General features: G+C 29.7%; 25 protein-coding genes. 14 read left to right on the top strand and 11 right to left on the bottom strand.

Annotated elements, in window-relative coordinates; genetic code table 11:
* On the bottom strand, nt 1-2,509 hold a 2,509-nt coding region (locus GQ540_RS00830; protein ID WP_291795908.1), incomplete at its 3' end, for a carboxypeptidase-like regulatory domain-containing protein.
* Between the two features lie 62 nt (nt 2,510-2,571).
* Nucleotides 2,572-3,447 carry a GLPGLI family protein gene (locus GQ540_RS00825; protein WP_291795905.1) on the bottom strand — a complete coding sequence of 292 codons (876 nt, stop codon included), beginning with the start codon at nt 3,445-3,447 and terminating at the stop codon, nt 2,572-2,574.
* Between the two features lie 126 nt (nt 3,448-3,573).
* Here GQ540_RS00825 and GQ540_RS00820 point away from each other — a divergent pair, with 126 nt between their 5' ends.
* From GQ540_RS00820 to GQ540_RS00810, 3 genes are all read left to right on the top strand, one after another.
* A complete protein-coding gene (locus GQ540_RS00820) occupies nt 3,574-5,046 on the top strand; it encodes a sensor histidine kinase KdpD (RefSeq protein ID WP_291795902.1) in 1,473 nt (490 codons plus the stop codon).
* On the top strand, nt 5,039-5,719 hold the full coding sequence (locus tag GQ540_RS00815; RefSeq protein ID WP_291795899.1) for a response regulator transcription factor: 681 nt from the start codon (nt 5,039-5,041) through the stop codon (nt 5,717-5,719). Before GQ540_RS00820 ends, GQ540_RS00815 begins: the two co-directional genes overlap by 8 nt.
* Nucleotides 5,720-5,785: 66 nt before the next feature.
* A complete protein-coding gene (locus GQ540_RS00810; RefSeq protein WP_291795897.1) occupies nt 5,786-6,400 on the top strand; it encodes a deoxynucleoside kinase in 615 nt (204 codons plus the stop codon).
* Between the two features lie 66 nt (nt 6,401-6,466).
* On the opposite strand, the gene GQ540_RS00805 is transcribed toward GQ540_RS00810, so the two are convergent.
* From GQ540_RS00805 to GQ540_RS00790, 4 genes are all read right to left on the bottom strand, one after another.
* A complete protein-coding gene (locus tag GQ540_RS00805; protein WP_291795894.1) occupies nt 6,467-8,869 on the bottom strand; it encodes a sodium-translocating pyrophosphatase in 2,403 nt (800 codons plus the stop codon).
* Between the two features lie 182 nt (nt 8,870-9,051).
* The gene (locus tag GQ540_RS00800; protein ID WP_291795891.1) at nt 9,052-9,579 is read right to left on the bottom strand and encodes an inorganic diphosphatase; all 528 of its coding nucleotides are present in this window, start codon (nt 9,577-9,579) and stop codon (nt 9,052-9,054) included.
* Between the two features lie 72 nt (nt 9,580-9,651).
* Nucleotides 9,652-12,150 carry a DUF5686 and carboxypeptidase-like regulatory domain-containing protein gene (locus tag GQ540_RS00795; RefSeq protein WP_291795888.1) on the bottom strand — a complete coding sequence of 833 codons (2,499 nt, stop codon included), beginning with the start codon at nt 12,148-12,150 and terminating at the stop codon, nt 9,652-9,654.
* A 59-nt stretch (nt 12,151-12,209) separates the two neighbouring features.
* The gene (locus GQ540_RS00790) at nt 12,210-13,190 is read right to left on the bottom strand and encodes a pyruvate dehydrogenase complex E1 component subunit beta (RefSeq protein ID WP_291795884.1); all 981 of its coding nucleotides are present in this window, start codon (nt 13,188-13,190) and stop codon (nt 12,210-12,212) included.
* A 176-nt stretch (nt 13,191-13,366) separates the two neighbouring features.
* On the opposite strand from GQ540_RS00790, the gene GQ540_RS00785 reads away from it, so the two are divergent.
* The 8 genes from GQ540_RS00785 to GQ540_RS00750 all read left to right on the top strand — a co-directional run bounded on the left by GQ540_RS00785 (nt 13,367) and on the right by GQ540_RS00750 (nt 19,338).
* Nucleotides 13,367-14,113, top strand: a complete 747-nt coding sequence (locus tag GQ540_RS00785; RefSeq protein ID WP_291795882.1) for an electron transfer flavoprotein subunit beta/FixA family protein — start codon at nt 13,367-13,369, stop codon at nt 14,111-14,113.
* A 119-nt stretch (nt 14,114-14,232) separates the two neighbouring features.
* The gene (locus tag GQ540_RS00780; RefSeq protein WP_291795855.1) at nt 14,233-15,195 is read left to right on the top strand and encodes an electron transfer flavoprotein subunit alpha/FixB family protein; all 963 of its coding nucleotides are present in this window, start codon (nt 14,233-14,235) and stop codon (nt 15,193-15,195) included.
* 90 nt (nt 15,196-15,285) lie between these two features.
* The gene (locus GQ540_RS00775; protein WP_291795851.1) at nt 15,286-15,894 is read left to right on the top strand and encodes a bifunctional nuclease family protein; all 609 of its coding nucleotides are present in this window, start codon (nt 15,286-15,288) and stop codon (nt 15,892-15,894) included.
* Between the two features lie 9 nt (nt 15,895-15,903).
* On the top strand, nt 15,904-17,301 hold the full coding sequence (locus GQ540_RS00770) for a nucleoside transporter C-terminal domain-containing protein (protein WP_291795848.1): 1,398 nt from the start codon (nt 15,904-15,906) through the stop codon (nt 17,299-17,301).
* 17 nt (nt 17,302-17,318) lie between these two features.
* Nucleotides 17,319-18,143: a thymidylate synthase gene (locus GQ540_RS00765; RefSeq protein ID WP_291795846.1), complete on the top strand. Its 825-nt coding sequence runs from the start codon at nt 17,319-17,321 to the stop codon at nt 18,141-18,143.
* An 84-nt stretch (nt 18,144-18,227) separates the two neighbouring features.
* Nucleotides 18,228-18,440, top strand: coding sequence for a hypothetical protein (locus GQ540_RS00760; protein ID WP_291795844.1), 213 nt, complete (start codon nt 18,228-18,230; stop codon nt 18,438-18,440).
* 11 nt (nt 18,441-18,451) lie between these two features.
* Nucleotides 18,452-18,859, top strand: coding sequence for a 2TM domain-containing protein (locus tag GQ540_RS00755; protein WP_291795841.1), 408 nt, complete (start codon nt 18,452-18,454; stop codon nt 18,857-18,859).
* Entirely contained in the window at nt 18,856-19,338 is a 483-nt protein-coding gene (locus GQ540_RS00750; protein ID WP_291795838.1) for a dihydrofolate reductase, read from the top strand. Before GQ540_RS00755 ends, GQ540_RS00750 begins: the two co-directional genes overlap by 4 nt.
* A gap of 127 nt (nt 19,339-19,465) precedes the next feature.
* On the opposite strand, the gene GQ540_RS00745 is transcribed toward GQ540_RS00750, so the two are convergent.
* Nucleotides 19,466-19,594: a hypothetical protein gene (locus tag GQ540_RS00745; protein WP_291795835.1), complete on the bottom strand. Its 129-nt coding sequence runs from the start codon at nt 19,592-19,594 to the stop codon at nt 19,466-19,468.
* Nucleotides 19,595-19,793: 199 nt separating this feature from the next.
* On the opposite strand from GQ540_RS00745, the gene GQ540_RS00740 reads away from it, so the two are divergent.
* Complete coding sequence (locus tag GQ540_RS00740; RefSeq protein WP_291795833.1) at nt 19,794-20,672, top strand: AraC family transcriptional regulator; 879 nt, start codon at nt 19,794-19,796, stop codon at nt 20,670-20,672.
* 20 nt (nt 20,673-20,692) lie between these two features.
* Here GQ540_RS00740 and sppA read toward each other — a convergent pair whose 3' ends face one another.
* Entirely contained in the window at nt 20,693-22,447 is a 1,755-nt protein-coding gene (sppA, locus tag GQ540_RS00735) for a signal peptide peptidase SppA (protein ID WP_291795830.1), read from the bottom strand.
* 106 nt (nt 22,448-22,553) lie between these two features.
* Between sppA and folK the strand changes: the two genes are divergently transcribed.
* On the top strand, nt 22,554-23,678 hold the full coding sequence (gene folK, locus GQ540_RS00730; RefSeq protein WP_291795827.1) for a 2-amino-4-hydroxy-6-hydroxymethyldihydropteridine diphosphokinase: 1,125 nt from the start codon (nt 22,554-22,556) through the stop codon (nt 23,676-23,678).
* An 8-nt stretch (nt 23,679-23,686) separates the two neighbouring features.
* On the opposite strand, the gene gldC is transcribed toward folK, so the two are convergent.
* Both gldC and gldB read right to left on the bottom strand, forming a co-directional pair.
* Nucleotides 23,687-24,025, bottom strand: a complete 339-nt coding sequence (gene gldC, locus GQ540_RS00725) for a gliding motility protein GldC (protein WP_291795823.1) — start codon at nt 24,023-24,025, stop codon at nt 23,687-23,689.
* Nucleotides 24,025-24,975: a gliding motility lipoprotein GldB gene (gldB, locus tag GQ540_RS00720; protein ID WP_291795820.1), complete on the bottom strand. Its 951-nt coding sequence runs from the start codon at nt 24,973-24,975 to the stop codon at nt 24,025-24,027. The genes gldC and gldB overlap by 1 nt, the downstream gene beginning before the upstream one ends.
* Before the next feature lie 60 nt (nt 24,976-25,035).
* Between gldB and nadE the strand changes: the two genes are divergently transcribed.
* Nucleotides 25,036-25,824: an NAD(+) synthase gene (nadE, locus tag GQ540_RS00715; RefSeq protein WP_291795818.1), complete on the top strand. Its 789-nt coding sequence runs from the start codon at nt 25,036-25,038 to the stop codon at nt 25,822-25,824.
* A gap of 19 nt (nt 25,825-25,843) precedes the next feature.
* Here the strand turns inward: nadE and GQ540_RS00710 are convergent, their stop codons facing one another.
* Nucleotides 25,844-25,984 (bottom strand): hypothetical protein, encoded by a 141-nt coding sequence (locus GQ540_RS00710; RefSeq protein ID WP_291795815.1) that lies wholly within the window; start codon nt 25,982-25,984, stop codon nt 25,844-25,846.
* Between the last annotated feature and the right edge of the window lie 194 nt (nt 25,985-26,178).

The following is a 26,178-nucleotide window of genomic DNA, read 5'->3' as shown; positions in this document are numbered from 1 at the left end:
ATGAATAGGTGTTTTTAATGGTGTTTTCATCGTTTTTATAGTTGTAATAACTATAGTCTGCCGTTAAAATAAAGTTTTTAAAGAAGCCTATTTCCATATTTGCAAAAGGCCTGTCGGTTGTACTTCCTGTATTGGAATATTCAGCAAAAGACTTTTGGTAACCAATCTCAAAATTAGGCGCATCTTTAAATTTACTTGCAACACTTGCTTGGTAACTGTGCGAAATTGTTTTAGAGCTTATTTGTTGGCTATTTACAATATTATTAAATATAGAATTGCTGAAATTTGCTCTAAAATTGGTTTTTAGCTTGCTATATGTTTTTCCATACCTAAAATTAGCAGAAAACGTTTCATCGGCTAAACTTGAATTTACTGGATACGAAATTCTATCAACTCCCAATAATTGAGTACTATTTTTAATACCGTCTAATTTTTTAGTGTAATTAATTGAAGCGTGAATATTAGTAAACGAAAACATACTAAAACTAAAATAACTTAATGAATATTTATGGTATAAAGCATTTTCTAAATCTCTGTTTCCGCCTGTTAATGATTTATAATTTGCCAACATATATCCTTCAGCTATTTTATTGATGTCTGAAAATTGGGTCCTAATTGAGTAATTGAATCGTAAACTTTCAGATGATTTAAATTGTAAACGTGCATACACATCTGGCAATAATTTGGTGCTAGTTTCTTTAATTTCACTCCCTAACTGCGTGTCTTTTGTACTATAATAATGTAAACTTACCCCAGGGTTAAAAGTGAAAATACCCGAAACCATTTTGTAATGTAAGCCCACAAATAAATCTGTAAAGTTATAATCAACATCGTTTTTTATAACATCATCCTCAAAATTTAATACGGTTCCATTCTCTAACGTTTGTGAGATATTTGACGTTAAATTTTGTGAACTTAACGTACTACCAAGCGTTATATTTATATTACTTTTTGGTGTTAATAAATAATAGTAATCAAACTTTGCATCTAGCTTATTTGTACTTAATTTTTTATTCTGAATTAAATCAAAAATATAATCTCCATCTGCTGTACCTTCTGAAGGAATTATTACAAAAGGTTGTACTGTTGCAAATGAACTGTATAACGGTTCATCTTTTTGATATAAATGTTGTAATTCTGCCGAAAATATATTTTTATCATCAATGGTGTAATACAAGTTGAAATTTTGGTTTAAAGAGAAAGGTTTTTCTTCTTTATACGTATCAACGGCACCACTAATTGTAGATGTTACATCGTTTAATTCCGTTTGTTTAGATAATTTTCCGAAAATATCATAATCTATATGCACATTTTCGTTTGGCTTATATGTTGTACTAAATTTTAACAACCCCAACTGACTTCCTTGTAACGCTGAAGTTTCATTTTCTTCATTTGAAATTAAATTTCCATCCACCACTTGCGGACTATTATAAACAGTGTTAGATTGTGTAAACATTGTTGTTTCAGAATCGTTTACAATGGCAAAACCATTTAAATCTAGTTTTTTAGTTGGCGCCATACTAAAATTTAAAGCTCCAAATTTTGAAGTTATTTCTTGTGCTCTATTATTTTGAACTGTTAAAAATCCTAACCCACCAGATTCTACATTAAAGTTGGTTCCTGTACCACTCATTGTTCCACGTAAACCACCTGTAAACCTAAAATAGTCTCTTCTTGTAAAAGGTGTTTGGCCAATATTATTAACATCTGCTAATACATTTATACTCTTTTCAGGACTGTAATAAAATAGTTTTGGTTTCACAATATACTTTTCATTATCGCCAACTCCTGCATTTACTTCACCAAACCAAAAACGTTTTTTACCTTGTTTAAGCTTTATATTTATCGCAATATTATCTTCACTATTGGTAACGCCACGCATTCCAGATACTTCGTTATAATTCTTTAGTACTTGTACTTTATCAATTGCAGATGCTGGAATATTTTGTGTAGCCAACTTAGAATCTCCATCAAAAAACTCCTTTCCTTCAACCAATACTTTTTGAACTTTTTTTCCTTCAACTTCAACTTCTCCATTTTCATCAATATCTACTCCTGGTAATTTTTTAAGAATATCTTCTAATTTTTTCTCTTTTCCTGAAGTAAATGAATCTGCATTATAGCTAATAGTATCTCCAACTATTTTTATTGGCATTTCATAGGTGATTTCAACCTCGTTTAAAGCTTCGTTAGATTCCGATAATACAATATCTTGTTTTAAATTAGTTGAAGAATCAAGCACTTTAATATCAACATTTTTAGTGTCGAAACCTAAATAACTTACTTTTAAACTATACTCCTGATTTTCTTCTAAGCTTAGTTTATAATGTCCTTTTGAATCTGTTATTGAATACGATTGCAAAAATTTAGTTCCTTTTTTAAAGGCTATTACATTTGCCATATCTAATGGTTTTCCCGCAGTATCTTTAACGGTTCCTTCTAATTTTATATTTTGAGAAAATGCAACTATTGGTAAAATTATGAATATAAAAATTATGCTGTTTTTCATTTAAAATAAGTATTTCTAAATTTTATTGAATTTAAATTCCTCTAAAGTATTACAACTTCAAACTACCCACCAATCATAATTCTATGACCTCCTCCACCACTTTTCTCACGTTCATTTCTCATTCTCTCTCTCATTTCTTTTGTCTTTTCTTCAATAATTTTATCGTACGCTTTTTGAGTCACAACTTTTCCTTTTTTTGGTGCTGTTATTTCTGCTTTTTCTTTTGGGTTTATAATAATTTTAGAGCACAATATGTTTGTGTTTCCATCATTTATTTCCAGTATTAAACCTGGTAAACCCCAATAATCGTCAGGCCCATGACTTACAGGAATATCAAGTGTGTACCAAGCTGTTACAATTATAAGCTCCATTACATCTTCCTTTGGTTCATTTTCCTTTTTTTCATCATTATCATTATTATTTCTTCTTCCAAATCTGAAATTTGTATTTCTAACAGGTACTTCAATAACAGTTGTTGCTTTAAAACATAGGTGTTCACCAATCATTTTCGTTTCTTGCTCCATTTTCCATTCATATGAAATCAAATCGTCTTTAATTAAGAAGTTTTTACCACTAAATTCATTTTCTTTTGATGAAGTTTTTGTTTGTGTATTTTTATAATAATTTCCTGAAGCACCACCACCCATCATCATAAAGCGCATACCTCCACGGCCACCTCCACCTTGATCTAATTTTTCTTCTTCCTTATAAATTGAAGCCGTTTTATTGAAAGTTAACGTATATGTTTTCTCCAATTGATTTTTCATCATTTCTTTAATTCTCTTTATTCTATCAGCCGGTATTCCTGAACCTGCTAAATCCATTTCAATTGTAGATTTTGTTTGATAAATTGCTTTTCCTTGAAAACCTTGAGCACTAACTGTAGTTACTATTAACAGGAGTACAATGGCTATACTTTTTTGAAGAAATTTTTTCATTTTTATTTATTTTTTTAATTAATTTCACCACAAATATAGAAGCAATTACTACAAACTACAGTTAATTAGTGTTAACGATTGTTAAGCTATTGTGATAATACAATATATGTACTTAACTTTGAAATCATGGATAAGAAAAACTATAAATGGGTTGTTTATTTTATTAGCATTACGGTAATTACAACAATTGCTGTACAGGTATATTGGAATTTTAGGGAGTACCAAATAAACAAACAAAATTTAATTAGTAAAGTTCAATTAAGCTTAGATAATTCTGTTGAAGCTTATTTTGCTAACTTAACCAAATCAGGTATCATTACATTTACATCGTTAGATTCAATAAATTTTAAAGAAAAGACTGATACAATTTTTGTGAGTACAAACTCTAAAAGAGGTTTTAGAAAAAAAGTTGATAGTACACTAAAAAATATTGCAAAACTAGATCTTCAAAAACCTTTATTACTGAAAAACCACAGAAATAGAGCTTTCCCATTTTTTACTAAAAATCAAGATTTTCCAAAAAATATTGATAGTTTAATTTCCAAAGTTTTTATTTCTATCTCTAAAGACACTTTGAATTTAAAAGAATTAGATACTTATTTAATTGAAGAACTAAAAAGAAATAAAATTAATGTTAATTACGCATTAAAATACAACTACACGCCTAGACATGCTTTTAATGATAGTTTGGCTGAAAAAATAATTACTTATAAACTTACAAATTTTCCAAATGAGCATTTAAAAACAACTTCTAATTCTACATTTTTACCACCTAAAAGTAAGTTAGAATTGTTGTTCACTAACGAAACTGCCATATTGCTAAAAAACTCATTAATTAGCATATTATTATCACTATTGCTATCTGTAAGTATTATTGCTAGTTTACTTTATTTGTTAAAAACCATTTACAAACAAAAACAGTTAGCCGAAGTAAAAAACGATTTAATTAGTAATATTACGCACGAGTTTAAAACACCTATAGCTACTATATCAGCTGCTTTAGAAGCTATGAAAAGTTTTAATGCATTAAATGACAAAGAAAAATCTGAAAAATATATTACTATAGCAAACTCACAAGTTTCTAAATTAAATCTCATGGTTGAGAAAATTTTAGAAACTGCCACTTTAAATCATGAAGAATTAACTTTAAATAAGCACCCTTTAAATATCTGTAACTTGGTTGAAGAAGTTATTGAGAAATTTAAAATAATTAATCCAGAAAAAACAGTTAACTTTAAAAGTTCAGATACTAATGTTGTTTTAAATTTAGATAAATTTCATTTTGAAAATGCTATTGGAAATATTGTTGATAACGCTATAAAGTATGGTGGAGATATTATTAATATTAAATTAACTTCAACCAAAAACAATGTGATTCTCTTAATTAAAGACAATGGAAACGGAATTCATAAGTTTCAAAAAGAGAAGGTTTTTGAACAGTTTTACAGAATTCCAATGGGAAATACACACAATGTAAAAGGGTTTGGTATTGGCTTATATTATACCAAAAAAATTATTGAAAAACACGGTGGAAACATTCATATTATTTATGATAAAAACAACAACACTATGTTTAAAATTGAATTGCTAAATGAATAAAACTATTAAAATATTATTGGCTGAAGACGAACCTTCATTAGGTCAAATTATTAAAGAAAGTTTAGAAACCAGAAACTTTGAAGTTTTATTATGTATAAATGGTGAAGATGCACTTCAAGTTTATAAAACTGAAAATCCGCTTTTACTAGTATTGGATGTAATGATGCCTAAAAAAGACGGTTTTACATTGGCAAAAGAAGTTAGAGCAGAAAACCCAAATATTCCTATTATATTTTTAACGGCTAAATCACAAACCGAAGATGTAGTTGAAGGATTTTCAATTGGCGGTAACGATTATTTAAAAAAGCCTTTTAGTATGGAAGAGCTTATAGTTAGAATTAATTCACTATTAAAAAGAAGTAAAAACGAACTAAACACCGAAGCAATTACAATTGGTAAATTTGTTTTTAATTTAAAAAAGCAAACACTTCAAACAACTACAAAAACTGAAACACTTACCCACCGAGAAGCTCATTTATTGTATTATTTAATAAAAAATAAAAACCAAGTGTTAGAGCGTTCATTCATTTTAAAAAAATTATGGGGAGATGATGACTTTTTTAATGCTAGAAGTATGGATGTATTTATAACTAAGCTTCGAAAAAAATTAAAAGAAGACACTGTCATTCAAATTATTAATGTTAGAGGTTACGGTTATAAATTAATTTATTAACAGTTCTTTTTTGAATACAAAAATTAATTAACTTTAACGTTTTAAATTTTTACTTAAAGATTAATTATGCACGTAGCTATTGCTGGTAATATTGGAGCAGGAAAAACAACTTTAACAAAACTTTTAGCAAAACATTATAAATGGGAACCTCATTACGAGTCTGTTGATGAAAACCCCTATTTAGATGATTTTTATGGAGAAATGGAACGTTGGTCATTCAACTTACAGGTTTACTTTCTAAACAGCAGGTTTCGTCAAATACTAGAAATACGAGAAACCGGTAAAAAATTAATACAAGACCGTACTATTTACGAAGATGCTCGAATTTTTGCACCTAACTTACACGCAATGGGTTTAATGCCTAACAGAGATTTTCAAAATTATGAATCGCTATTTGAATTAATGGAACGATTGGTAACTCCACCCGATTTATTAATTTATTTAAGAGCTTCAATACCAACTTTAGTTGGGCAAATTCATAAAAGAGGTCGTGATTATGAAAACTCAATAAGCATTGATTATTTAAGCAGGTTAAACGAACGTTACGAAGCTTGGATTTCTAAATATACAAAGGGAAAGTTATTAATTATTGATGTTGATAATTTAGATTTTGTTGACAAACCAGAAGATTTAGGATTTGTTATTGATAAAATTGATGCTCAGATTAACGGATTATTTTAAAAAAATTAATATAAAAAGAAAAAGCTCGCTATAATAGCGAGCTTTTTCTTTTTATGTGAGTAAAGTTTAAGAATTCTTTTCTATAACTTCTTCAACTTTTATCTTTTTTACTTTTACCTCAACACCTTCTACGTTTTCTAACGCAGCATTAACTTCTTCTTCAGTTCCATTTAAAACTTTTACTTCTTTTGAAGTTTCACCATTATCAGTTGTAGTTGTTATAACAGTTGCTTCAACAGTGCCATCATCATTTTTAACCATTTCAACTTTTACTTCTTTAGAAATTTCTTTAGCTACAACTTCAGTAGCCGCTTTTTCTTTAGCATATTCTTCAACTTCAATAGCATCTAAAGCAATACTTGGAGCAATAACTAGAGCTACAACACTCATTAATTTTAATAAAATATTTAATGAAGGTCCTGATGTATCTTTAAAAGGATCACCAACAGTATCACCTACAACAGCTGCTTTATGAGCTTCTGTTCCTTTTTCACCTTGCTCTTCAATCATTTTTTTAGCGTTATCCCAAGCACCACCTGCATTAGATTGAAAAATAGCCATTAAAACTCCTGAAGTAGTTACACCTGCCAATAAACCTCCTAACATTTGAGGCCCACCAATAAAACCAACTGCTACAGGAACAATCAAGGCCAATAAACCTGGAAATACCATCTCTCTAATAGATGCATCCGTAGAAATTTCAACACATTTTTCATATTCAGCATACCCATCGGCTTCATCAAATATTTTTCTGTCTTCCTCAGATGCTTTTGACATATCAGAATCGTATTTACGCATTACTTCTAAAGCCGCTTTTAACTGAGGAATATCTCTAAACTGACGGCGAACTTCTTCAATCATTGCCATTGCAGCACGACCAACAGCATTCATAGATAAAGCAGAAAATACAAAAGGTAACATACCTCCTACTAATAACCCTGCCATAATCTCTGGTTTAGAAACATCAATTGATGTTACATTTGCAGTTTTCATAAAAGCCGCAAACAAAGCTAATGCCGTTAAAGCAGCAGAAGCAATAGCAAAACCTTTACCAATAGCAGCAGTTGTGTTACCAACAGCATCTAATTCATCAGTACGTTTACGAACTTCTTTCGGTAATTCAGCCATTTCAGCAATACCACCTGCATTATCAGAAATTGGTCCGTAAGCGTCTACAGCTAATTGAATTCCTGTATTTGCTAACATACCTACCGCAGCAATTGCAATACCATATAAACCTGCAAAATGATGTGAAACCATGATTGCAGTAGCAATTAATAAAATTGGAATAGCTGTAGACATCATTCCAACACCTAAACCTGCTATAATATTTGTTGCAGAACCTGTTTCAGATTGTTTAACAATAGAAAGCACAGGTTTTGATCCTGTACCTGTATAATATTCAGTTATTTTACCAACACCAAACCCTGCAATTAAACCAGCTAATGTTGCCCAAAACACACCCATTGCACCAAATGGTAAGCCTTCAACTGATTCAGGTAACATTGCATTTATAATAAAATATGAAGCTACAATCATTAAAAATCCTGATCCAAATTCACCTAAATTTAATGCTTTATGAGGTGAACCTCCTTCTTTCACTTTAACAAAGAGAGTTCCTATAATAGACATTATAATACCAACTGCAGCTAAAACAAGTGGTAAATAAACCGCTCCTAAACCATCAAACTTTGGTGTAAAAATATAAGCTCCTAATACCATTGTTCCAATAATTGAACCTACATACGATTCAAATAAATCGGCTCCCATACCAGCAACATCACCTACATTATCACCTACATTATCTGCTATTGTAGCTGGGTTTAAAGGATGATCTTCAGGAATACCCGCTTCTACTTTACCTACTAAATCTGCACCAACATCGGCTGCTTTTGTGTAAATACCACCACCAACACGTGCAAATAATGCAATTGATGAAGCTCCTAATGAGAAACCAGATAATACATTTAATACCATTCCTAAATTCTCAGCTCCAGGCCACATGCTTTGGTAAATCATAAATAAACCACTTAAACCTAAAACACCTAATCCAACAACACCTAATCCCATAACTGCACCACCTGCAAAAGCAACTTCTAGTGCTTTTCCTAATGATGTTCTTGCTGCTTGAGTTGTTCTAACATTTGCTCTTGTAGCGGCTTTCATCCCTATAAAACCTGCTAAAGCTGAACAAATTGCTCCAACAATAAATGATAATGCTACCATTCCGTTTGAGCCATCTTCATAAGTTCCTTTAAAAAATAATAAAATTGCAACTGCTACAACAAAAATAGCTAGTATTTTGTATTCAGCTTTTAAGAAAGACATTGCACCATCAGCAATATGCTTTGCAATTTTTCTCATTTTTTCATCACCTTCTTCTTGCTTAGAAACCCATGCGTTTTTAACAACAACAAATACAAGTGCTATAACACCGAATAAGGGTAAAAATTTTACGATTAATTCCATTTTAGATTAGTTAGTTAACAATTAATTTCGTTTTCAATGCGGCAAAAGTATCAATTTCAAACGTTTTCGCAATACTTTTGCTCAAAAAATATCTTATTTGACGAAAGTAATAAAATATGGTTTATAAAAAAAGCCATTTTTAAAATTAAAAATGGCTTTTTTTGATGCTATAAGTTTAGCTATTAGATAGTAAAGGTTCTCTTTTTTTTATGCTCACTTAAGTCGTAACGTTCTGTACAACTATCGACAATATCATATGCTTCATCAACATTTCCCCATCCTCCAACATCAACTTTCTTTTCTTCTAAATCTTTATAAACTTGAAAAAAATGTTCAATTTCTTTTACTTGATGCGGATTCATATCAGAAATATCATTTAACTGATTCCAAATTGGGTCAGAGACTGGTACACATATTATTTTTTCATCAGGGCCTTTTTCGTCTGTCATATGAAAAACTCCAATTGGCTTTACTTCCATAACACACATTGGGAAAGTTGGTTCACTTCCTAAAACCAAAATGTCTAATGGGTCTTTATCTAATGCTAAAGTTTCTGGAATAAAGCCATAATCACCTGGGTACATCATTGATGAAAATAACATTCTGTCGAATCTAATTTTATGTAATGTAAAATCGTATTCGTATTTGTTTCTACTTCCTTTAGGTATTTCAATTAGTACATCGAAGGTATTTCTTACTTTTGAACTCATTTTCTTCTATTTTAATTTTTTTTGCAAAAATACATCATTTAACGATGTATATATATTAACTTAATATGATTTTTAGAAATGAAACCCAAATGCTCCTTTAATTGCAAAATTATTTGCATTTGGTGTATCTCTATAATTCCCTCTCCAACTAAAATCTATTCTAAAAACTTTAAATATATTTCCAACGCCTACACTATATTCATAATACCCTTTTGTTGGTGCTTGGAAATTTACATTTCCTGTAGCATTTAACGCTATATTTTTATCAGAAAGTTCACCCCAAACAGCTTTTACACCAACCAACTCACGTAAATTTAATTTTCTTAATAATGGAATTCTTGAAAATAATCGTCCATTAAAACTATGTTCTAAGTGTAATGATGCGTATGTGTCTGTAACAAACTCATAATAATCTAGTAACGAGTACGTTCCTTCAATTGTGAAATATGATTGGTTACCCGGTACAACACTTAATAACCCTAAAGGAACTTCTCCAAATGTTTTACCAACTTCAAAAGTGGTAAACATTCTTCCAAAACCACCAATTAATATTGGTTGGCGATAATAAAATTGAATTTTTTCATAATCAAAATCACTATTAAATATACCTTTAATTCCTCTTGAATAATTTAAAAATAATGTTGAATACGTATCTGTTACTTCATTACGTTCTACTCCATAACCAATAGTTTTTCTGTTTGGAGTATATCGTATTGAAAAATCGATTTCAGATTGTGCTAGCTCAGATTCTTTAATTGTTTGGGATTCATCAACCCAATAATCTAAATTAAAAGTTTCTGGTGAAGCTGATTTTAATGTTCTGTAAGATGAGCCTAGCCTAAATTCAAGATTTTTTACGGGTTCTATTGATGCGTAAACGCTTGATAAATTAATTGAAGTTAATTTACTATTATCACCACTAGCAAAAAATGAAGACGATGCAAAACTACGACCTAATATATCGTTGGTTGTTGTTAAACTCACACCTATTTGCTCAACATCTCGCCTATTTCCTCCTCCAATTGTAAACCTACTTTTAGGGTTTAACATCCATTTTCCTGAAACGCCATACTTAAATTTATTGTCTTTAAATCCGTAAGCAGTGTAGGCTTGTATACGCCAAGGTTCATTACCTCCAAAAAATGTTCTACCTCCAATACGTATTCTTGTACCTTCAACATCATTTGTTCCAAATGTTGAAAATATTGGGCCAAAATCGAAATTATTAAACTCAATATATCCTGAGCCTAAAATTGAAATCAAATTATAAATTTGCTTAAACTTAGGTACCGTTTTTAAGGTGTCTAACATTTTATAAATACCTTGTTCGTTTTCGTTTAATTTTTCTTGTCTATTTACACTCCAATATTCAGTTGTTTTATTATAAATAGCATCATCATAAATATTAATTTCTTTGTTATAAAATTTAGGATCTTTCTCTTCGTTAAACTTGTAATTTTTGTACATTGTAGTTCTTCTACCGTACATTCCTTTTGCTTTTTCTTTCTTTTTAAAACTAAAATCAGAAAGCATATAATCTCTTTTCAATAAAAATATTGAATCGTTTAACACATCAAATTCTTGTTCAATATAAATATCTTTAACCCAGTTAATGTTGGCGCTTCTGTTGGCTTGCATGTTAATTTCTTTCACTGCAAATGTGGTATCGTTCACCCAAAAATCACCTTTAAATGTTAATTCGTTTTTCCTACGCGGATAATATAAAATATTGTAACACCACTTGTTATCAATAAATGCGCTATCTCTTAATACATAATTATAGGTTGAAATTCCAGCAGCTTTAGAAATTGGACTCACAAAACTTTTGTCAAAAATTTTAATGTAGCTGTCGTAAATATTATAATCTACATACAAGTCTTTTATAAATGCTATTACATTTTGATTGGATTCAAACCCAGAATTTTTATTAGCAACTAAATCTTCACGAAGGCTTTTTCCATCTTTATTTTTACCGTAAGTTTTATAAACAGATTCATTTATGAAAATTGGTAAAAATGCTTTTCCGGTAACTCTTGATGTGTCAATTCCATCAAAAACAAACTCCATTCCTTTAAATAGTCTACTTTTTTTCATAGCGCTATCTACATTATTTAAATCGAATTCTAATTTCTCATACTTTTCGTATTGATATTGATCGAATAAATAAATACCGTTCTCACGTTTTTTTGCCCAAATCTTTTTTAGAATTGCAATTGCAGGGTTTCCTTTTTTCTTAACTTTTCCACTATAAATAAACACTTCTTTTAATTGAGATGCTGCTTCTTTTAATGTAATTATTAAGTTAAAATCTCTTCTTTTTACAGGAACAATTTTAGTTTCAAAACCTAAAAATGAAACTTCTACTTGTGTATATGTTCTATTAGATTCAAGGTAAAAAACACCATTTTCGTCAGAAACTGTCCCTACAGTTGAACCAACAAAAGTAATATTTGCAAAAGGTATCGTTTCATTTTGTTCATCTTTAACAACACCGCTAACTTTTACCTGTGCAAAACCAACAGATACTATGAACAAAAGCAGTAAACTAATTAAATTATTTTTTCTTCTCATAATAAAAAAACCTTTCAAGTTTTATCTTGAAAGGAGTTTATAACGCAAATATTATGCCTTTATTTTATATATAATACATCTTTTACCGCTTTCACAACATCATTAAAGTTTGGTAACCATTCTTCTAATAATACTGGTGAATATGGTGCTGGTGTATCAGCAGTTGTAATTCTTCTAATTGGTGCATCTAAGTAATCAAACACATTTTCTTGTACTTGAAATGTGATTTCTGAAGAAATACTAGCAAATGGCCAAGATTCTTCTAACACAACCAATCTGTTTGTTTTTTTAACCGATTTAAAAATCGCTTCAAAATCCATTGGTCTAATAGTACGCATATCTAAAATTTCAACTGAAATTCCTTCTTTTTCTAAAACATCTGCAGCTTTGTAAGCTTCTTTAATTATTTTACCAAAAGATACAATAGTAACATCTGTTCCTTCTCTTTTTATATCAGCAACTCCAATTGGAATAATATAATCTCCTTCAGGAATTTCCATTTTATCACCATACATTTGTTCAGATTCCATAAAAATTACGGGATCATCATCTCTAATTGCTGCTTTTAACAATCCTTTTGCATCATAAGGATTGGATGGTATAATTACTTTTAATCCTGGTGTATTTGCAAACCAATTTTCAAAAGCTTGTGAATGCGTTGCGCCTAATTGACCTGCAGAACCTGTTGGTCCTCTAAAAACAATTGGACAAGGTAATTGTCCACCAGACATTTGTCTAATTTTTGCTGCATTATTAATAATTTGATCAATACCAACTAATGAAAAGTTAAAAGTCATAAACTCAACAATTGGTCTGTTTCCGTTCATTGCAGAACCTACTGCAATACCTGTAAAACCTAGTTCTGCAATTGGAGAATCTATTACACGTTTTGCTCCAAATTCATCTAACATTCCTTTAGAAGCTTTATATGCGCCGTTGTATTCAGCAACTTCTTCACCAATTAAAAAAATTGATTCATCTCTGCGCATTTCTTCGCTCATTGCTTCGCAAATAGCTTCTCTAAATTGTACTGTCTTCATTATATCTTATTTTAAGATTTGCAAAAGTAAGCATTTCTAAAATTAGAATCAAAAAAATAATGTTATATAAATTATACTATGCGCGCATAGTATTTTAAAAAAAATTAGTACATTCGTATTAATTAATTAAAATAAGGTATTTACTTTTATGCCTACAATTTAAAACACACAATAAAATGAAAATATTAGTTTGTATTAGTCACGTGCCAGATACTACTTCAAAAATCAATTTCACTGAAAATGATTCGAAATTTGATAGTAATGGCGTGCAATATGTAATAAACCCGTATGATGAATTTGCTTTAACAAGAGCTATGTGGTTTAAAGAAAAACAAGGCGCTACTGTTACTGTTGTTAATGTTGGAACTATAGCAACTGAGCCTACTTTACGTAAAGCTTTAGCTATTGGAGCTGATGATGCAATACGAGTGAATACTGAAGCTACTGATGGGCTTTCTGTTGCTAAAGAATTAGCCGAAGTTGTAAAAAATGGAGGTTATAACTTAGTATTAGCTGGAAAAGAATCTATTGATTATAATGGAGGAATGGTTCCTGGAATGCTTGCTGCATTGTTAGATTATAGCTTTGTAAATGCTTGTATTGGATTAGAAGTTGAAGGTGAAAAAGCAACTATTTCTCGTGAAATTGATGGAGGTAAAGAAATTTTATCATCAAACTTACCTTTAATTATTGCGGGTCAAAAAGGCTTGGTTGAAGAAAAAGATTTACGCATACCTAATATGCGTGGAATTATGATGGCTCGTAAAAAACCATTAAACATTGTTGAACCAATAAATAGCAGTGCTGCAACTGAAATTGCTTCATTTGAAAAACAAGATGCAAAATCTGCTTGTAAAATTGTAGCTGCTGATAATGTAGATGAACTTATTAGTTTACTACACAATGAAGCCAAAGTAATATAAATTATAAAAAGATTGAATGATTAAAAAGTCATTTCAATAAATAAAAATATATTTTAGACCGAGCTTTTAGAAATTAAAAAAGACTGAAATCAAATTCTAAAATCAAAAAACAAAAAAATATGTCAGTTTTAGTTTTTGCCGAAACATCGGAAGGAAAATTTAAAAAATCTGCTTTTGAAGTAACTTCTTACGGAAAAAAAGTAGCAGAACAATTAAGTACAAACGTAGTTGTATTAACAATAAATTCAAATGAACCTACATTATTATATGCATATGGCGCTGAAAAAATTTTAAACGTTTCAAATGATGATTTAAAAATTTTTAATGCAAAAATAGTTGCAAATATTATTAAGCAAGCCGCTGAAAAAGAAAGCTCACAAGTAGTTATTATTGATTCTAATACTAACGGTTTATATCTTGCATCAACCGTAGCTGTTAATTTAAATGCAGGTTATGCAAGTAATGTTGTTGCATTGCCAAGTGAAACAACACCATTTACAGTAAAAAGAAAAGTGTTTTCAAACAAAGCTTTTAGCAACACTCTAATTACAACCGATATTAAAGTAATTGGATTGGCTAAAAATTCATTCGGCTTGGTTGAAAATAGCGTTTCTGGAACTGTTGAAGAATTTTCACCTTCAATAATTGAAAGTGCTTTAGCATCTGAATCTATTGAACAAACAACAGGTAAAGTCACCATTGCTGATGCTGACATTGTAGTATCAGGAGGTAGAGGCTTAAAAGGACCAGAAAACTGGGGAATGATTGAAGAACTAGCAGAAGTTTTAGGAGCTGCAACTGCTTGTTCTAAACCCGTATCTGATTTAGGTTGGAGACCTCACAGTGAGCACGTTGGGCAAACGGGAAAACCAGTAGCTTCAAACTTATATATTGCAGTTGGAATTTCAGGAGCTATTCAACATTTAGCAGGTGTAAATTCATCTAAAGTAAAAGTTGTAATAAATACTGATCCTGAAGCACCTTTCTTTAAAGCCGCCGATTATGGTATTGTTGGTGATGCATTTGAAGTAGTTCCTAAATTAATTGAAAAGTTAAAAGATTTTAAAGCAAATAACGCATAATTTTATTAAATTGTGCCTCTTAATAAGGCTGTCTAATCATTGGGCATCAAAGTCCTTTGATTAGACAACCTTTTTTGTTAATTTTAACTTATGAGTTTAGTTCGTCTAAATATTAAAGGTATATCTTACAGTCAAACACAAAGTGGTGCATACGCATTAGTGTTAAGTGAAGTAAAAGGAAGCAGAACTTTACCAATTGTTATTGGGGCTTTTGAAGCACAATCTATAGCTATAGCTCTAGAAAAAGAAATTAAACCACCTAGACCACTTACGCACGATCTTTTTAAAACTTTTGCCGATAGGTTTCATATTATTATAAAACAAGTTATTATTCACAAACTAGTTGATGGTGTATTTTATTCAAGTTTAATTTGTGAACGTGATAAAATTGAAGAAATTATTGATACTAGAACTTCTGATGCTATTGCTTTAGCAACACGTTTTAACGCTCCTATTTTTACCTATGAAAACATCTTAGATAAAGCAGGTATTTATTTAAAGATGAAAGACTCATCATCAATTGAAGAAGATCCATTAAGCATTGAAAATTTAATTGAAGAACCTGTAGAGAAAGAAACTACTTTTTCTGTTTTTACAATTAAACAGTTAAACGAAAAATTAAATGAAGCTATTCAACAAGAAGATTACGAATTAGCTGCAAATATCCGCGACGAAATTAATAAACGCACATCCAAATAAATTTAAAATATGTTTAAAAAAATAAGTTTATCTACCCTAGTATTACTCTTTATTTCAATTTCATCATACTCTCAAGAAGCAATTTCAACTCCACTTATAGATAACCAAGGTTTTTCTATTACAACTTTGTGGCGTGGTGTTTTAGGTATGGTTTCATTATTAGTAATTGCTTACTTATTTAGTAGCAACAGAAAAGCCATAAATTGGAAAACAGTTGGTGCAGGTTTAACAGCTCAGTTAATTATAGCTTTTGGTGTTATAAAAGTACCTTTTATACAAAGTGGTTTTGAGTTTGTTGGAGGAATTTTCACTAACATTCTAGATTATACAATGGCTGGAAGCACATTTTTATTTGGCGGATTAATGAATATTGAGTCTTACGGATTTATATTTGTATTTCAAATTTTACCAACAATTATCTTCTTCTCAGCATTAACATCATTACTATTTTATTTAGGTGTTATTCAAATTGTAGTAAAAGGAATGGCTTTAATATTAACTAAACTTTTAAAAATTTCAGGTGCCGAAGGATTGTCAGTTGCCGGAAATATATTTTTAGGTCAAACTGAAGCCCCTTTAATGATTAAAGCATATTTGGAACGTATGAATCGTTCAGAAATATTGTTAGTTATGATTGGTGGTATGGCAACCGTTGCAGGTGGTGTTTTAGCCGCATATATTGGTTTTTTAGGTGGAAATGATCCTGTTTTACGTTTACATTATGCAAAACATTTATTAGCAGCATCAGTTATGGCGGCCCCTGGAGCAATAGTTATTGCAAAAATGTTGTATCCGCAAACAGAAAAAGTTAATACTGATGTAAAAGTTTCACAAGATAAAATTGGATCAAATATTCTTGATGCAATTGCAAATGGAACAACTGAAGGTTTAAAGTTAGCAGCTAATGTTGCTGCAATGCTATTAGTTTTTGTTGCAATTATCGCCATGTTAAATGGTATTTTAGGTTGGATTGGTGATTTTACAAATCTTAATGAATTGGTGGCTACTTATACACCCTATCAAAAATTCTCATTAGAATCCATTCTAGGAACCATTTTTGCTCCGTTGATGTGGTTAATTGGAGTTGCAAAAGAAGATATGATGTTAATGGGACAATTATTAGGTGTTAAATTAGCAGCAAGTGAATTTGTTGGATATATTCAACTAGCTGAATTAAAAAACGTTGCTAATGTAACACACTTTACGTATAGCAAATCTGTTATAATGGCAACATATATGCTTTGTGGGTTTGCAAACTTCGCTTCAATTGGGATTCAAATTGGAGGAATTGGATCATTGGCTCCCGGACAGCGTAAAACACTTTCTGAATTTGGAATGAAAGCTTTAATTGGTGGTTCTTTAGCCTCTTTACTATCAGCTACAATTGCAGGAATGATTATTGGATAATTAGATAAAAGCCAAAAATGAAACAATACTTAGATTTGATAAAACACGTTAGCGATAACGGGGTTTTAAAGGAAGACCGAACAGGAACAGGAACAAAAAGTGTTTTTGGCTATCAAATGCGTTTTGATTTAAGTAAAGGTTTTCCTATGCTTACCACAAAAAAATTACACTTAAAATCAATTATTTATGAACTTTTATGGTTTTTAAAAGGTGACACAAACATTAAATATTTACAAGATAATAACGTAAAAATTTGGGATGCTTGGGCTGATGAAAATGGTAATTTGGGACCTGTTTACGGACATCAATGGCGAAACTGGAATAGCGAAGGAATTGATCAAATTACAGAAGCAATAGAAACTATAAAAACAAACCCTGATAGCAGAAGAATGTTAATTTCAGCTTGGAATCCAAGTGTATTACCAGATACTTCCATCTCGTTTTCAGAAAACGTAGCTGATAACAAAGCTGCTTTACCTCCTTGTCATGCTTTTTTCCAATTTTATGTAACTGATGGAAAACTATCTTGTCAGCTCTACCAACGTAGTGCAGATATATTTTTAGGAGTCCCTTTCAATATAGCTTCCTATGCATTATTTACAATGATGATGGCGCAGGTTTGCGATTTAAAACCAGGAGATTTTGTTCACACTTTTGGTGATGCTCACATTTACAGCAACCATAGTGAACAAATAGATTTACAGCTTTCTAGAGAACCTAGAGAATTACCAACAATGGAAATTAACCCTAAAATTAAAAATATTTTTAATTTTAAGTTTGAAGATTTCAAGTTGATAAATTACAATCCACATCCGCATATTAAAGGCCGAGTAGCTGTCTAAGTTCCACTAAAATAAAATTTAGTGTTTTTTTAATACTATATTCATAAATCATTTAATAAATTTATAGCTATAAAAGAGTAACTAATGGATACACTACAACTAAAAAACAAAATAATTCAACGAATTATTGAAATTGATGATGCAAATCTTCTAAAGTCTATTGAGTATATTTTTAATACTTCTGATCAAAATATTTCAAAGTTTTTAGCATTTGCAAATGAAAAAATTCAACATCAAGATAACAATGAGACTGAAGACTTCTCATCTTATATTAAAGAATGGGTTAAAAGCATGTAATTTTTAATACCATGAGCGAACAACACGAATTATATGAAAATGCACGAAGTAGAGTACAGCAAAAAAAGCGATTGTATGTTCATTTTGTAGTTTTTTTAGTGGTATCTGTTTTTTTAATTGTTCTAGACAAAATTTTTAATATTGACGAAAAACTTTTCGCCAACTGGTTTATTTGGGTAATTACTTTATGGTTCTTTTTTTTAGTACTACATTTTATCAATGTGTTTTTTACTAATAGATTTATGGGGAAAGAATGGGAACGAAAACAAACCGATAAATTAATTTTAAAACAAGAGTTAAAAATAGCCAAAATAGAAAAAGGAATAGTTCATGAAGCAAAATTGAAAGCTGAAAGCGAACAATATTCCGATGAATTAAAAAAAAAGGAAACACCTCAAGACAATTCAATAAAAGAATGATAACAATTATTGCTGCAATAGCTAAAAATAATGCATTAGGTAAAGACAATCAACTTATTTGGCATATACCGGCCGATTTAAAACGATTTAAAAAAGTGACTTCTAATCACCATGTAATTATGGGAAGAAAAACTTTTGAATCTTTAGGAAAACCATTACCAAACAGAACCAATATTATTATTACTCGAAATTTTAATTATAAAGCTGAAGGCTGTGTAGTTGTCAACTCTCTAAATGAAGCTATAGAAGTTGCAAAAGAAGATAAAAACCCTTTTATTTTAGGAGGTGCAGAAATTTACAAACAAGCTATTGAAATAGCTGATAAGCTTGATCTAACATTTGTTCACCATGAATTTAATGCTGATGTTTTTTTTCCAAAAATAGATACTACAATTTGGAAAGAAACTTCACGAGAATATTTTAAAGCTGATGATAAAAACAAATTTAATTATAGCTTTGTAAGCTATCTTAAAAAATAAAAAGGAGATCTTGTGAATAAGACCTCCTTTTTTACAAACTTAATTAATAATACTCTTCTTTTTTCTGTTCTTTATATTTTTTAAATGTTCATTTCTTTTTTAAAACAGTTTTACAAACTGTTTCTTTTTAGTTTTCTAACGTTAAATTAATTGCTACATACGGTGTTAAGGTAATTACTAATGTTCCTAACGCTACAGTAAGCAATACATATAACCAACTCTCTTTAAATACTTTAGTTGTTGTATTATTTTTCATACTAATATTTATTATTTATAACGATGCAAAATTAAACTCTTTCTTACAAACAAATAACTTCAATATTTTCAAATTTATATGTTATTTTAACCGCAAACGTAATGTTAATTTAAAGTAAAGTTAATTTTACACATAAAAAAGAGAATTAAATATAGATTTCTGAAGTTTTAATAGTTATTTTTGCCTTTAATAATTTTATATGAAAAACACAAAACCTGCTTTTGAAAAAATAAGTCCTGAGTTTGGAAACTCATTAAAAGTGATGCAACATACTGAAGTGGTTAAAAATAATTTACCTTTTTGGCATTTTCATCCAGAACTAGAGTTGGTATATGTAAACAACGCAAAAGGGAAAAGACATATTGGAAGCCATTTATCCTATTTTGATAATAGCCAATTGATATTAATTGGAGCTAGTTTACCACATAGTGGCTTTGCAGATAGATTTACAACTAATGGTTCTGAAACAATTATTCAATTTAAAGAAGATTTTTTAGGAAGTAACTTTTTTAAAATTCCAGAAACACAAGCAATAAAAACATTATTTGAAAAAGCAAAAAAAGGTATTCTTTTTAATGGAGATACTAAAACTAAGGTTGGCCCAAAAATTGAAGTTCTATTAAACAAAAAAGGAATGGAAAGAATTATTGGTTTTTTAGAAATTCTAAAAGATTTATCCTTTTCTAAAAATTATACGTTGCTAAATGTAGATGGTTTTGCTTTTGAAGTTGAACCACAAGACAATAGAAAAATTGATATTATTTTTGAATTTGTAAGTGAAAATTTTAAACGACCAATTCCTTTAGATGAAATTGCTGATAAAGTTAGTATGACAGTTCCTGCGTTTTGCAGGTACTTTAAAAAAGCTACAGGAAAAACTTTTACTCAATTTGTAAATGAATTTAGAATAGTTCACTCAACAAAATTATTAGCTGAAAACCCAACAAGTATTACTGATATTTGCTTTGAAAGTGGTTTTAATAATTTTTCACATTTTAATAAATTATTTAAAAAGTTCACTGGAAAAAGCCCATTAAAATATAGAAATGAGATGAAACAACTTGTAGCACAACAATAACTAGAAAAGCTAATTTTTATTTATTGAACATCAATAATATAAGGCAATCTAGCCTGAATTCCTTTTAACTTTGAAAATTGCTTGATGGTTTGATAAATTTTAAAATTTCCTTCACCCAATTCTTCTATTAAAACTTTCTCTTTTGATTTCATAAAAGGAAAACTCCTAAATCTATCTTCTAATTCAACCTTATAGTTTGGGTAATTTCTTACTTTATAATCTGTAACTTCAGCTAATTCAGCAGCATATAAAACGGCATCATCTAAATTCCCTAATGCATCAATTAATCCATTATTTAAAGCATCAGTTCCACTCCAAACTCTACCTTGTGCAACTTTATCAACAGCTTCAATCGTCATATTTCGTCCATCTGCAACTCTTTGTAAAAAAGTGGTGTAAACAGCTTCAACACCTTCAGTTGTAACCAGTCTAAATTCATCAGTCATAGGCTCAAAAACACTATAATTAGCACCTTTATTAGTGCTTACTTGCTCGGCATTTATACCAATGTTTTTTGATAATTTACTAAAGTTAGGAATTACACCAAAAACACCTATTGAACCTGTTATTGTAGTTGGTTCAGCAAAAATTTTGTTTGCATTGCACGCCAAATAATAACCGCCTGACGCTGCCACATTTCCCATAGAAACAACTATTGGTAACTCTTTTTTAGTTAATTCTAACTCTCTCCATATTAACTCACTTGCTAACGCACTTCCGCCAGGAGAATTTACTCTTAAAACTATTGCTTTTACATTTTTATCTTTCCTTGCTTTTTTTAAAGCTTTAATTAATAAATCTTGTCCAATAAAATCTTCATCACCCTTTCCATAAATAATTTCACCTTGTGCATAAATCACAGCAATTTTATTAGATGCTGTTGATTTAATTCTTCCTTTTCCTGATAAAATATAATCTGCTATAGAAATTTTAGGTAATTTATTATCTAAAGAAATTCCTAATTCTAATTTTAATTTATTTTCATATTCATCACTATAAATAGCTTCATCAATAATTTTATTTTCAATAGCTAACGTTGCATTACGTGCTAATAAATTATCAGCAATCGTATTTAATTCTATAGTTGATAAATTTCTACTAATAGCAATATCTTCAACAATTTCTTCCCAAATAGATGTTAAAAAAGCAGTGATTTGCGCCCTATTATCTTTACTCATTTCATTGTATAAAAACGGTTCAACTGCGCTTTTATATTTCCCATGTCTAATCACCTCCATTGTAATTCCACTTTTATCTTCTAAATCTTTAAAAAACAATATTTCTGAAGACAAGCCTTTAAAATCTATTGCACCAACAGGATTTAAAAAAATTGAATCTGCAACCGAACTAAAATAGTACGATTTCTGATCATAGATATCTGCATATGCTTTTATAAATTTTCCAGCTTCTTTAAACTCAACTAACTTATTTCTAATTTCTTGCGTTTGCGCAATACCGGCATTAACACCTAAAGTAGTAATGCTTATTCCTTTAATATTATCGTCGTATTTAGCATTTTCAATAGCATTAATAATTGAATTTAACCCAATTTTATCATCTCCAAACCCAAAAATTTCATCAAACGGGTCATTACTTTTTGGCGCATAGTCTTTTACCAACGTTTCTAATTTTATTTCTAAAACTGAATTTTCTGCCACTGAAACTTTTTCTGTTTGACCTAAAGCTGCAGCTGCAACAAAAAATAATACAAAAATTAGCCCTAAAGCAATAAAAGTTCCAAAAATTGATGCTACTAAATTTCTTAAAAAGTTCATAGTTATAACGTTGCGTTTAAAATAGTGTAAAAAACTAAAATGTTTATAAGTTGAGCAACAAAGATATGTTTTTAAATGATACTTTTCTTTTCTTTGTATTCACTTTATGTATATAGCCAGAACTACATATTTATCACTTGGAAGCAACTTAGGAAATAAGCTTGATAATTTACAGCAAGCTATTGATTTAATTGATGAAAAGATAGGTTCTATAACTAAAATTTCTTCGGTTTATAAAACTGCTTCATGGGGTTTTGAGAGTGACTATTTTTACAATAGCTGCATTCAAGTTTCAACAGGTTTAAATCCTGAAAAATTAATTCAGACCATTCATTTTATTGAGCAAACTTTAGGTAGAGAACGCTCTTCTGAAAAAGAATACCAAGCTAGAATTATTGACATTGATATACTTCTTTTTGATACTGAAATTATTTTTTCGAAAGAATTAATTGTGCCTCATAAAGAAATGCTTAAAAGAAAGTTTGTGCTGGTTCCTTTAGCTGAAATTGCGCCAGATTTTGTGCATCCTATTGAAAAAACACGATTAAAAATTTGTCTTGAAAATTGTACTGATACTGGTGAAATTGAAAAAACAAACTTTACGTTAAAACGACCAATTTGTTTATCGGAAAAGTTTAATTACATTGCTATTGAAGGTAATATTGGTGCTGGTAAAACCACACTAACCAATATGATTGCTGAAGATTTTAATGCTAAAGTTATTTTAGAGCGTTTTGCTGACAATCCGTTTTTACCAAAGTTTTACGAAGATAATGATCGATATGCTTTCCCTTTAGAAATGAGTTTTTTAGCAGATAGATACCAACAACTTTCAGATGATTTAGCGCAATTTGATTTATTTAAAAACTTTACAGTTTCAGATTATTACATTTTTAAATCGCTTATTTTTGCGCAAGTTACCTTACCAAAAGACGAATATTTTTTGTACAGAAAAATGTTTGATGTAATGTATAAAGAAATTTCAAAACCCGATTTGTATATCTATTTATACCAAGAAACACCTCGTTTAATTGAAAACATTAAAAAACGGGGAAGAGAATACGAGCAAAATATTGCTCCAGAATATTTAGATAAAATTACAAACGGCTACGCAACATTTATTAAAACTGAAGAAAATTTAAACACACTTATTATTGATGTTTCTAATAAAGACTTTGTAAATAACCCTGAAGATTACAAGGAAATTGTTGGCCTTATTAAAAACGTATAATAACGCTTTTACTTTTTCTTTAATTCCAATTTTTCAGCAAAATAATCACAAAAATCACGCATAGTTGCAGTCATTTTTGCATCATTTGTAGCACGTTCAAAAGTATTTGCCATAGACACTAATGTTTGATGAAAAAATTGTTTCATTTCGTCAATTTGCATTTCTTTAGTCCACAAATCCATTCTAAGTGTATCTTTTGTTTTCTCATCCCAAACCGAAAGTATTACAGCTTTTGCTTCTTGGTTAATTACATCACTGTCTTGCGCAGTCCAATGTAATTTTTCAGGAATTTTATTTTCATCTAGTCCAACTTTTATTTCTATGTTTGATGTGCTTGTAACTGCCATTATTTTTTGGGTTTATATTTTGATTTTCTAAAAATTTCTTCTGATTTTTTTTGCAAAAGCTGCTGCAAAGTTACATTATTATTGTTCATATATGAACGTACAATTTGCCAGCCAATCCAAACGCCAATTCGCCCAGGTGATTCTTTATCAATATCAATATAAAACTTTGAAAAAGGCGCATTGGCAATAAACCGTTCATGCAAATTTTGATCTGTACTATACAATAATTTATTTTCAATAAAATACTTCCATAATTGAGTTTCGTTTGCAACAGTCCAATCAAATTTATCATTAGAATAGCCTATTTTTTGAGCGTCAGAAACTGAAGGTAAATAACTATCAATTAGATACATTTTTTTTCCTTCGTTAATTATTAAGTCTATAAATTGTCTTTTTTTACTTTCTATAAAATAACGTTCACCAATACTTTTAGCAATATCTACCATTAAATTGCTTTTGTTAAAGTTTTGAGCCAAATACAATGGAAAATCTTTATATACTTCACTGTTTTTTCCTAAATACATATCTAAAGAAACAAATAACAAACTATCTGCATACACAACTTTGTTTTCGTAATCTAAATTTGTTATTAATGTTATAATTTTAGGAAAGTTAAAACTTGAATGATAGTATTTTACGTGCTTAAAAAGTTCTTCAATTTTAGATTTTTCAGTTTGAAATTCACCGAAAACTTGTTGTGCCTTTAGAAATAATTTTTTTTCGCTTTCAATCTTACCAAGCCAAATACTATCGTTTTGATGAGGAAATAAATATGGGTATTCATATTTAACAGCTTCTAGCGTTTCTTCATTTGCATTGTAAAATTGTTGGTCAAACCTATCAATGTTAACGTTCACTTGAATTGCTAAAACATCAATTGCTTTTGAGATTTTCTTTTCACAAGAAAACATCATCAATAAAACAGGTATAATAACTACTAATTTCTTCATTAATTTTTATATTTACACATCTATTTTTTAAAACGCTAAAATTACTAAAAAAGTTTAAATATGAATTCAGAAAAGGTTGTTGATTATATTGTTGATTGGTTAAAAACTTATGCTACAAATGCAAAAGTGAATGGATTTGTTATTGGAATCTCTGGCGGAATTGATTCTGCAGTAACCTCAACATTGTGTGCAAAAACTGGGTTTCCTGTTTTATGTGTAGAAATGCCAATACATCAGGGTGAAAATCAAGTTTCAAGAGCTAAAGAACATATTTCATCTCTTAAAAAAAGTTTTAAAGAAATAAACTCCATTGAAGTTAACTTAACTTCTACATTTGAAAATTTTAAAAATGTTGTACCAAAAATTGAAGATTCGGCTACTGTAAATTTATCTTTAGCAAATACAAGAGCTCGTTTAAGAATGAGTACCTTATACTATTTTGCAGGTTTACACGGTTATTTAGTGGCGGGAACGGGTAATAAAGTTGAAGATTTTGGCGTTGGTTTTTTTACAAAATATGGAGATGGCGGTGTAGATTTAAGCCCAATTGCTGACTTAATGAAATCTGAAGTTTATAAAATCGCTGAAATTTTAGGTGTTTCAAATTCAATTATAAAAGCACAACCTACTGATGGTTTGTTTGGTGACAGCCGTACAGATGAAGATCAAATTGGTGCAAGTTATGATGAATTGGAATGGGCAATGAACCAAGACGAATTAGGTAAAACTAGTACAGATTTTAAAGATAGAGAACAAGAAGTTTTTACAATTTACAAACAAAGAAACCGCGCTAACAAGCATAAAATGGATGCTATTCCTGTTTGTGAGATTCCGAAAGAATTGAAATAGCAATGCTAATTTTTTTATCTTATTTTAGAGGAATGAAAAAATTAAAAATTGCATTCCTCTTTTTTGTTGTTTTCAACATATTTTTGATGGTTTCTTGCACTCCAAAAGATGAATTACAATCTTCAAAAAATAGTGAACTAGATTCTATTAGTCTTTTCATAATTCAAAATTAATTGATGTAACTCTAAATCTCTCAACTTAATGCCCAGTCTAATATAGTAAGTCCAGTTCTTAAGTTGTTATAAATATAGATAGCTTGGTCAGTTATTTTTTGAGCAAATTCAGTGTTTTTAATAGTTTGTTTTAATCCATATTCATATTTAAGAGTTCTGTTAATGCGTTCAGCAACTGCAT

Source organism: Lutibacter sp. (genome assembly GCF_013139515.1).
Taxonomy (GTDB): domain Bacteria; phylum Bacteroidota; class Bacteroidia; order Flavobacteriales; family Flavobacteriaceae; genus Lutibacter.
This window is presented reverse-complemented; position numbering and strand designations above follow the sequence as displayed.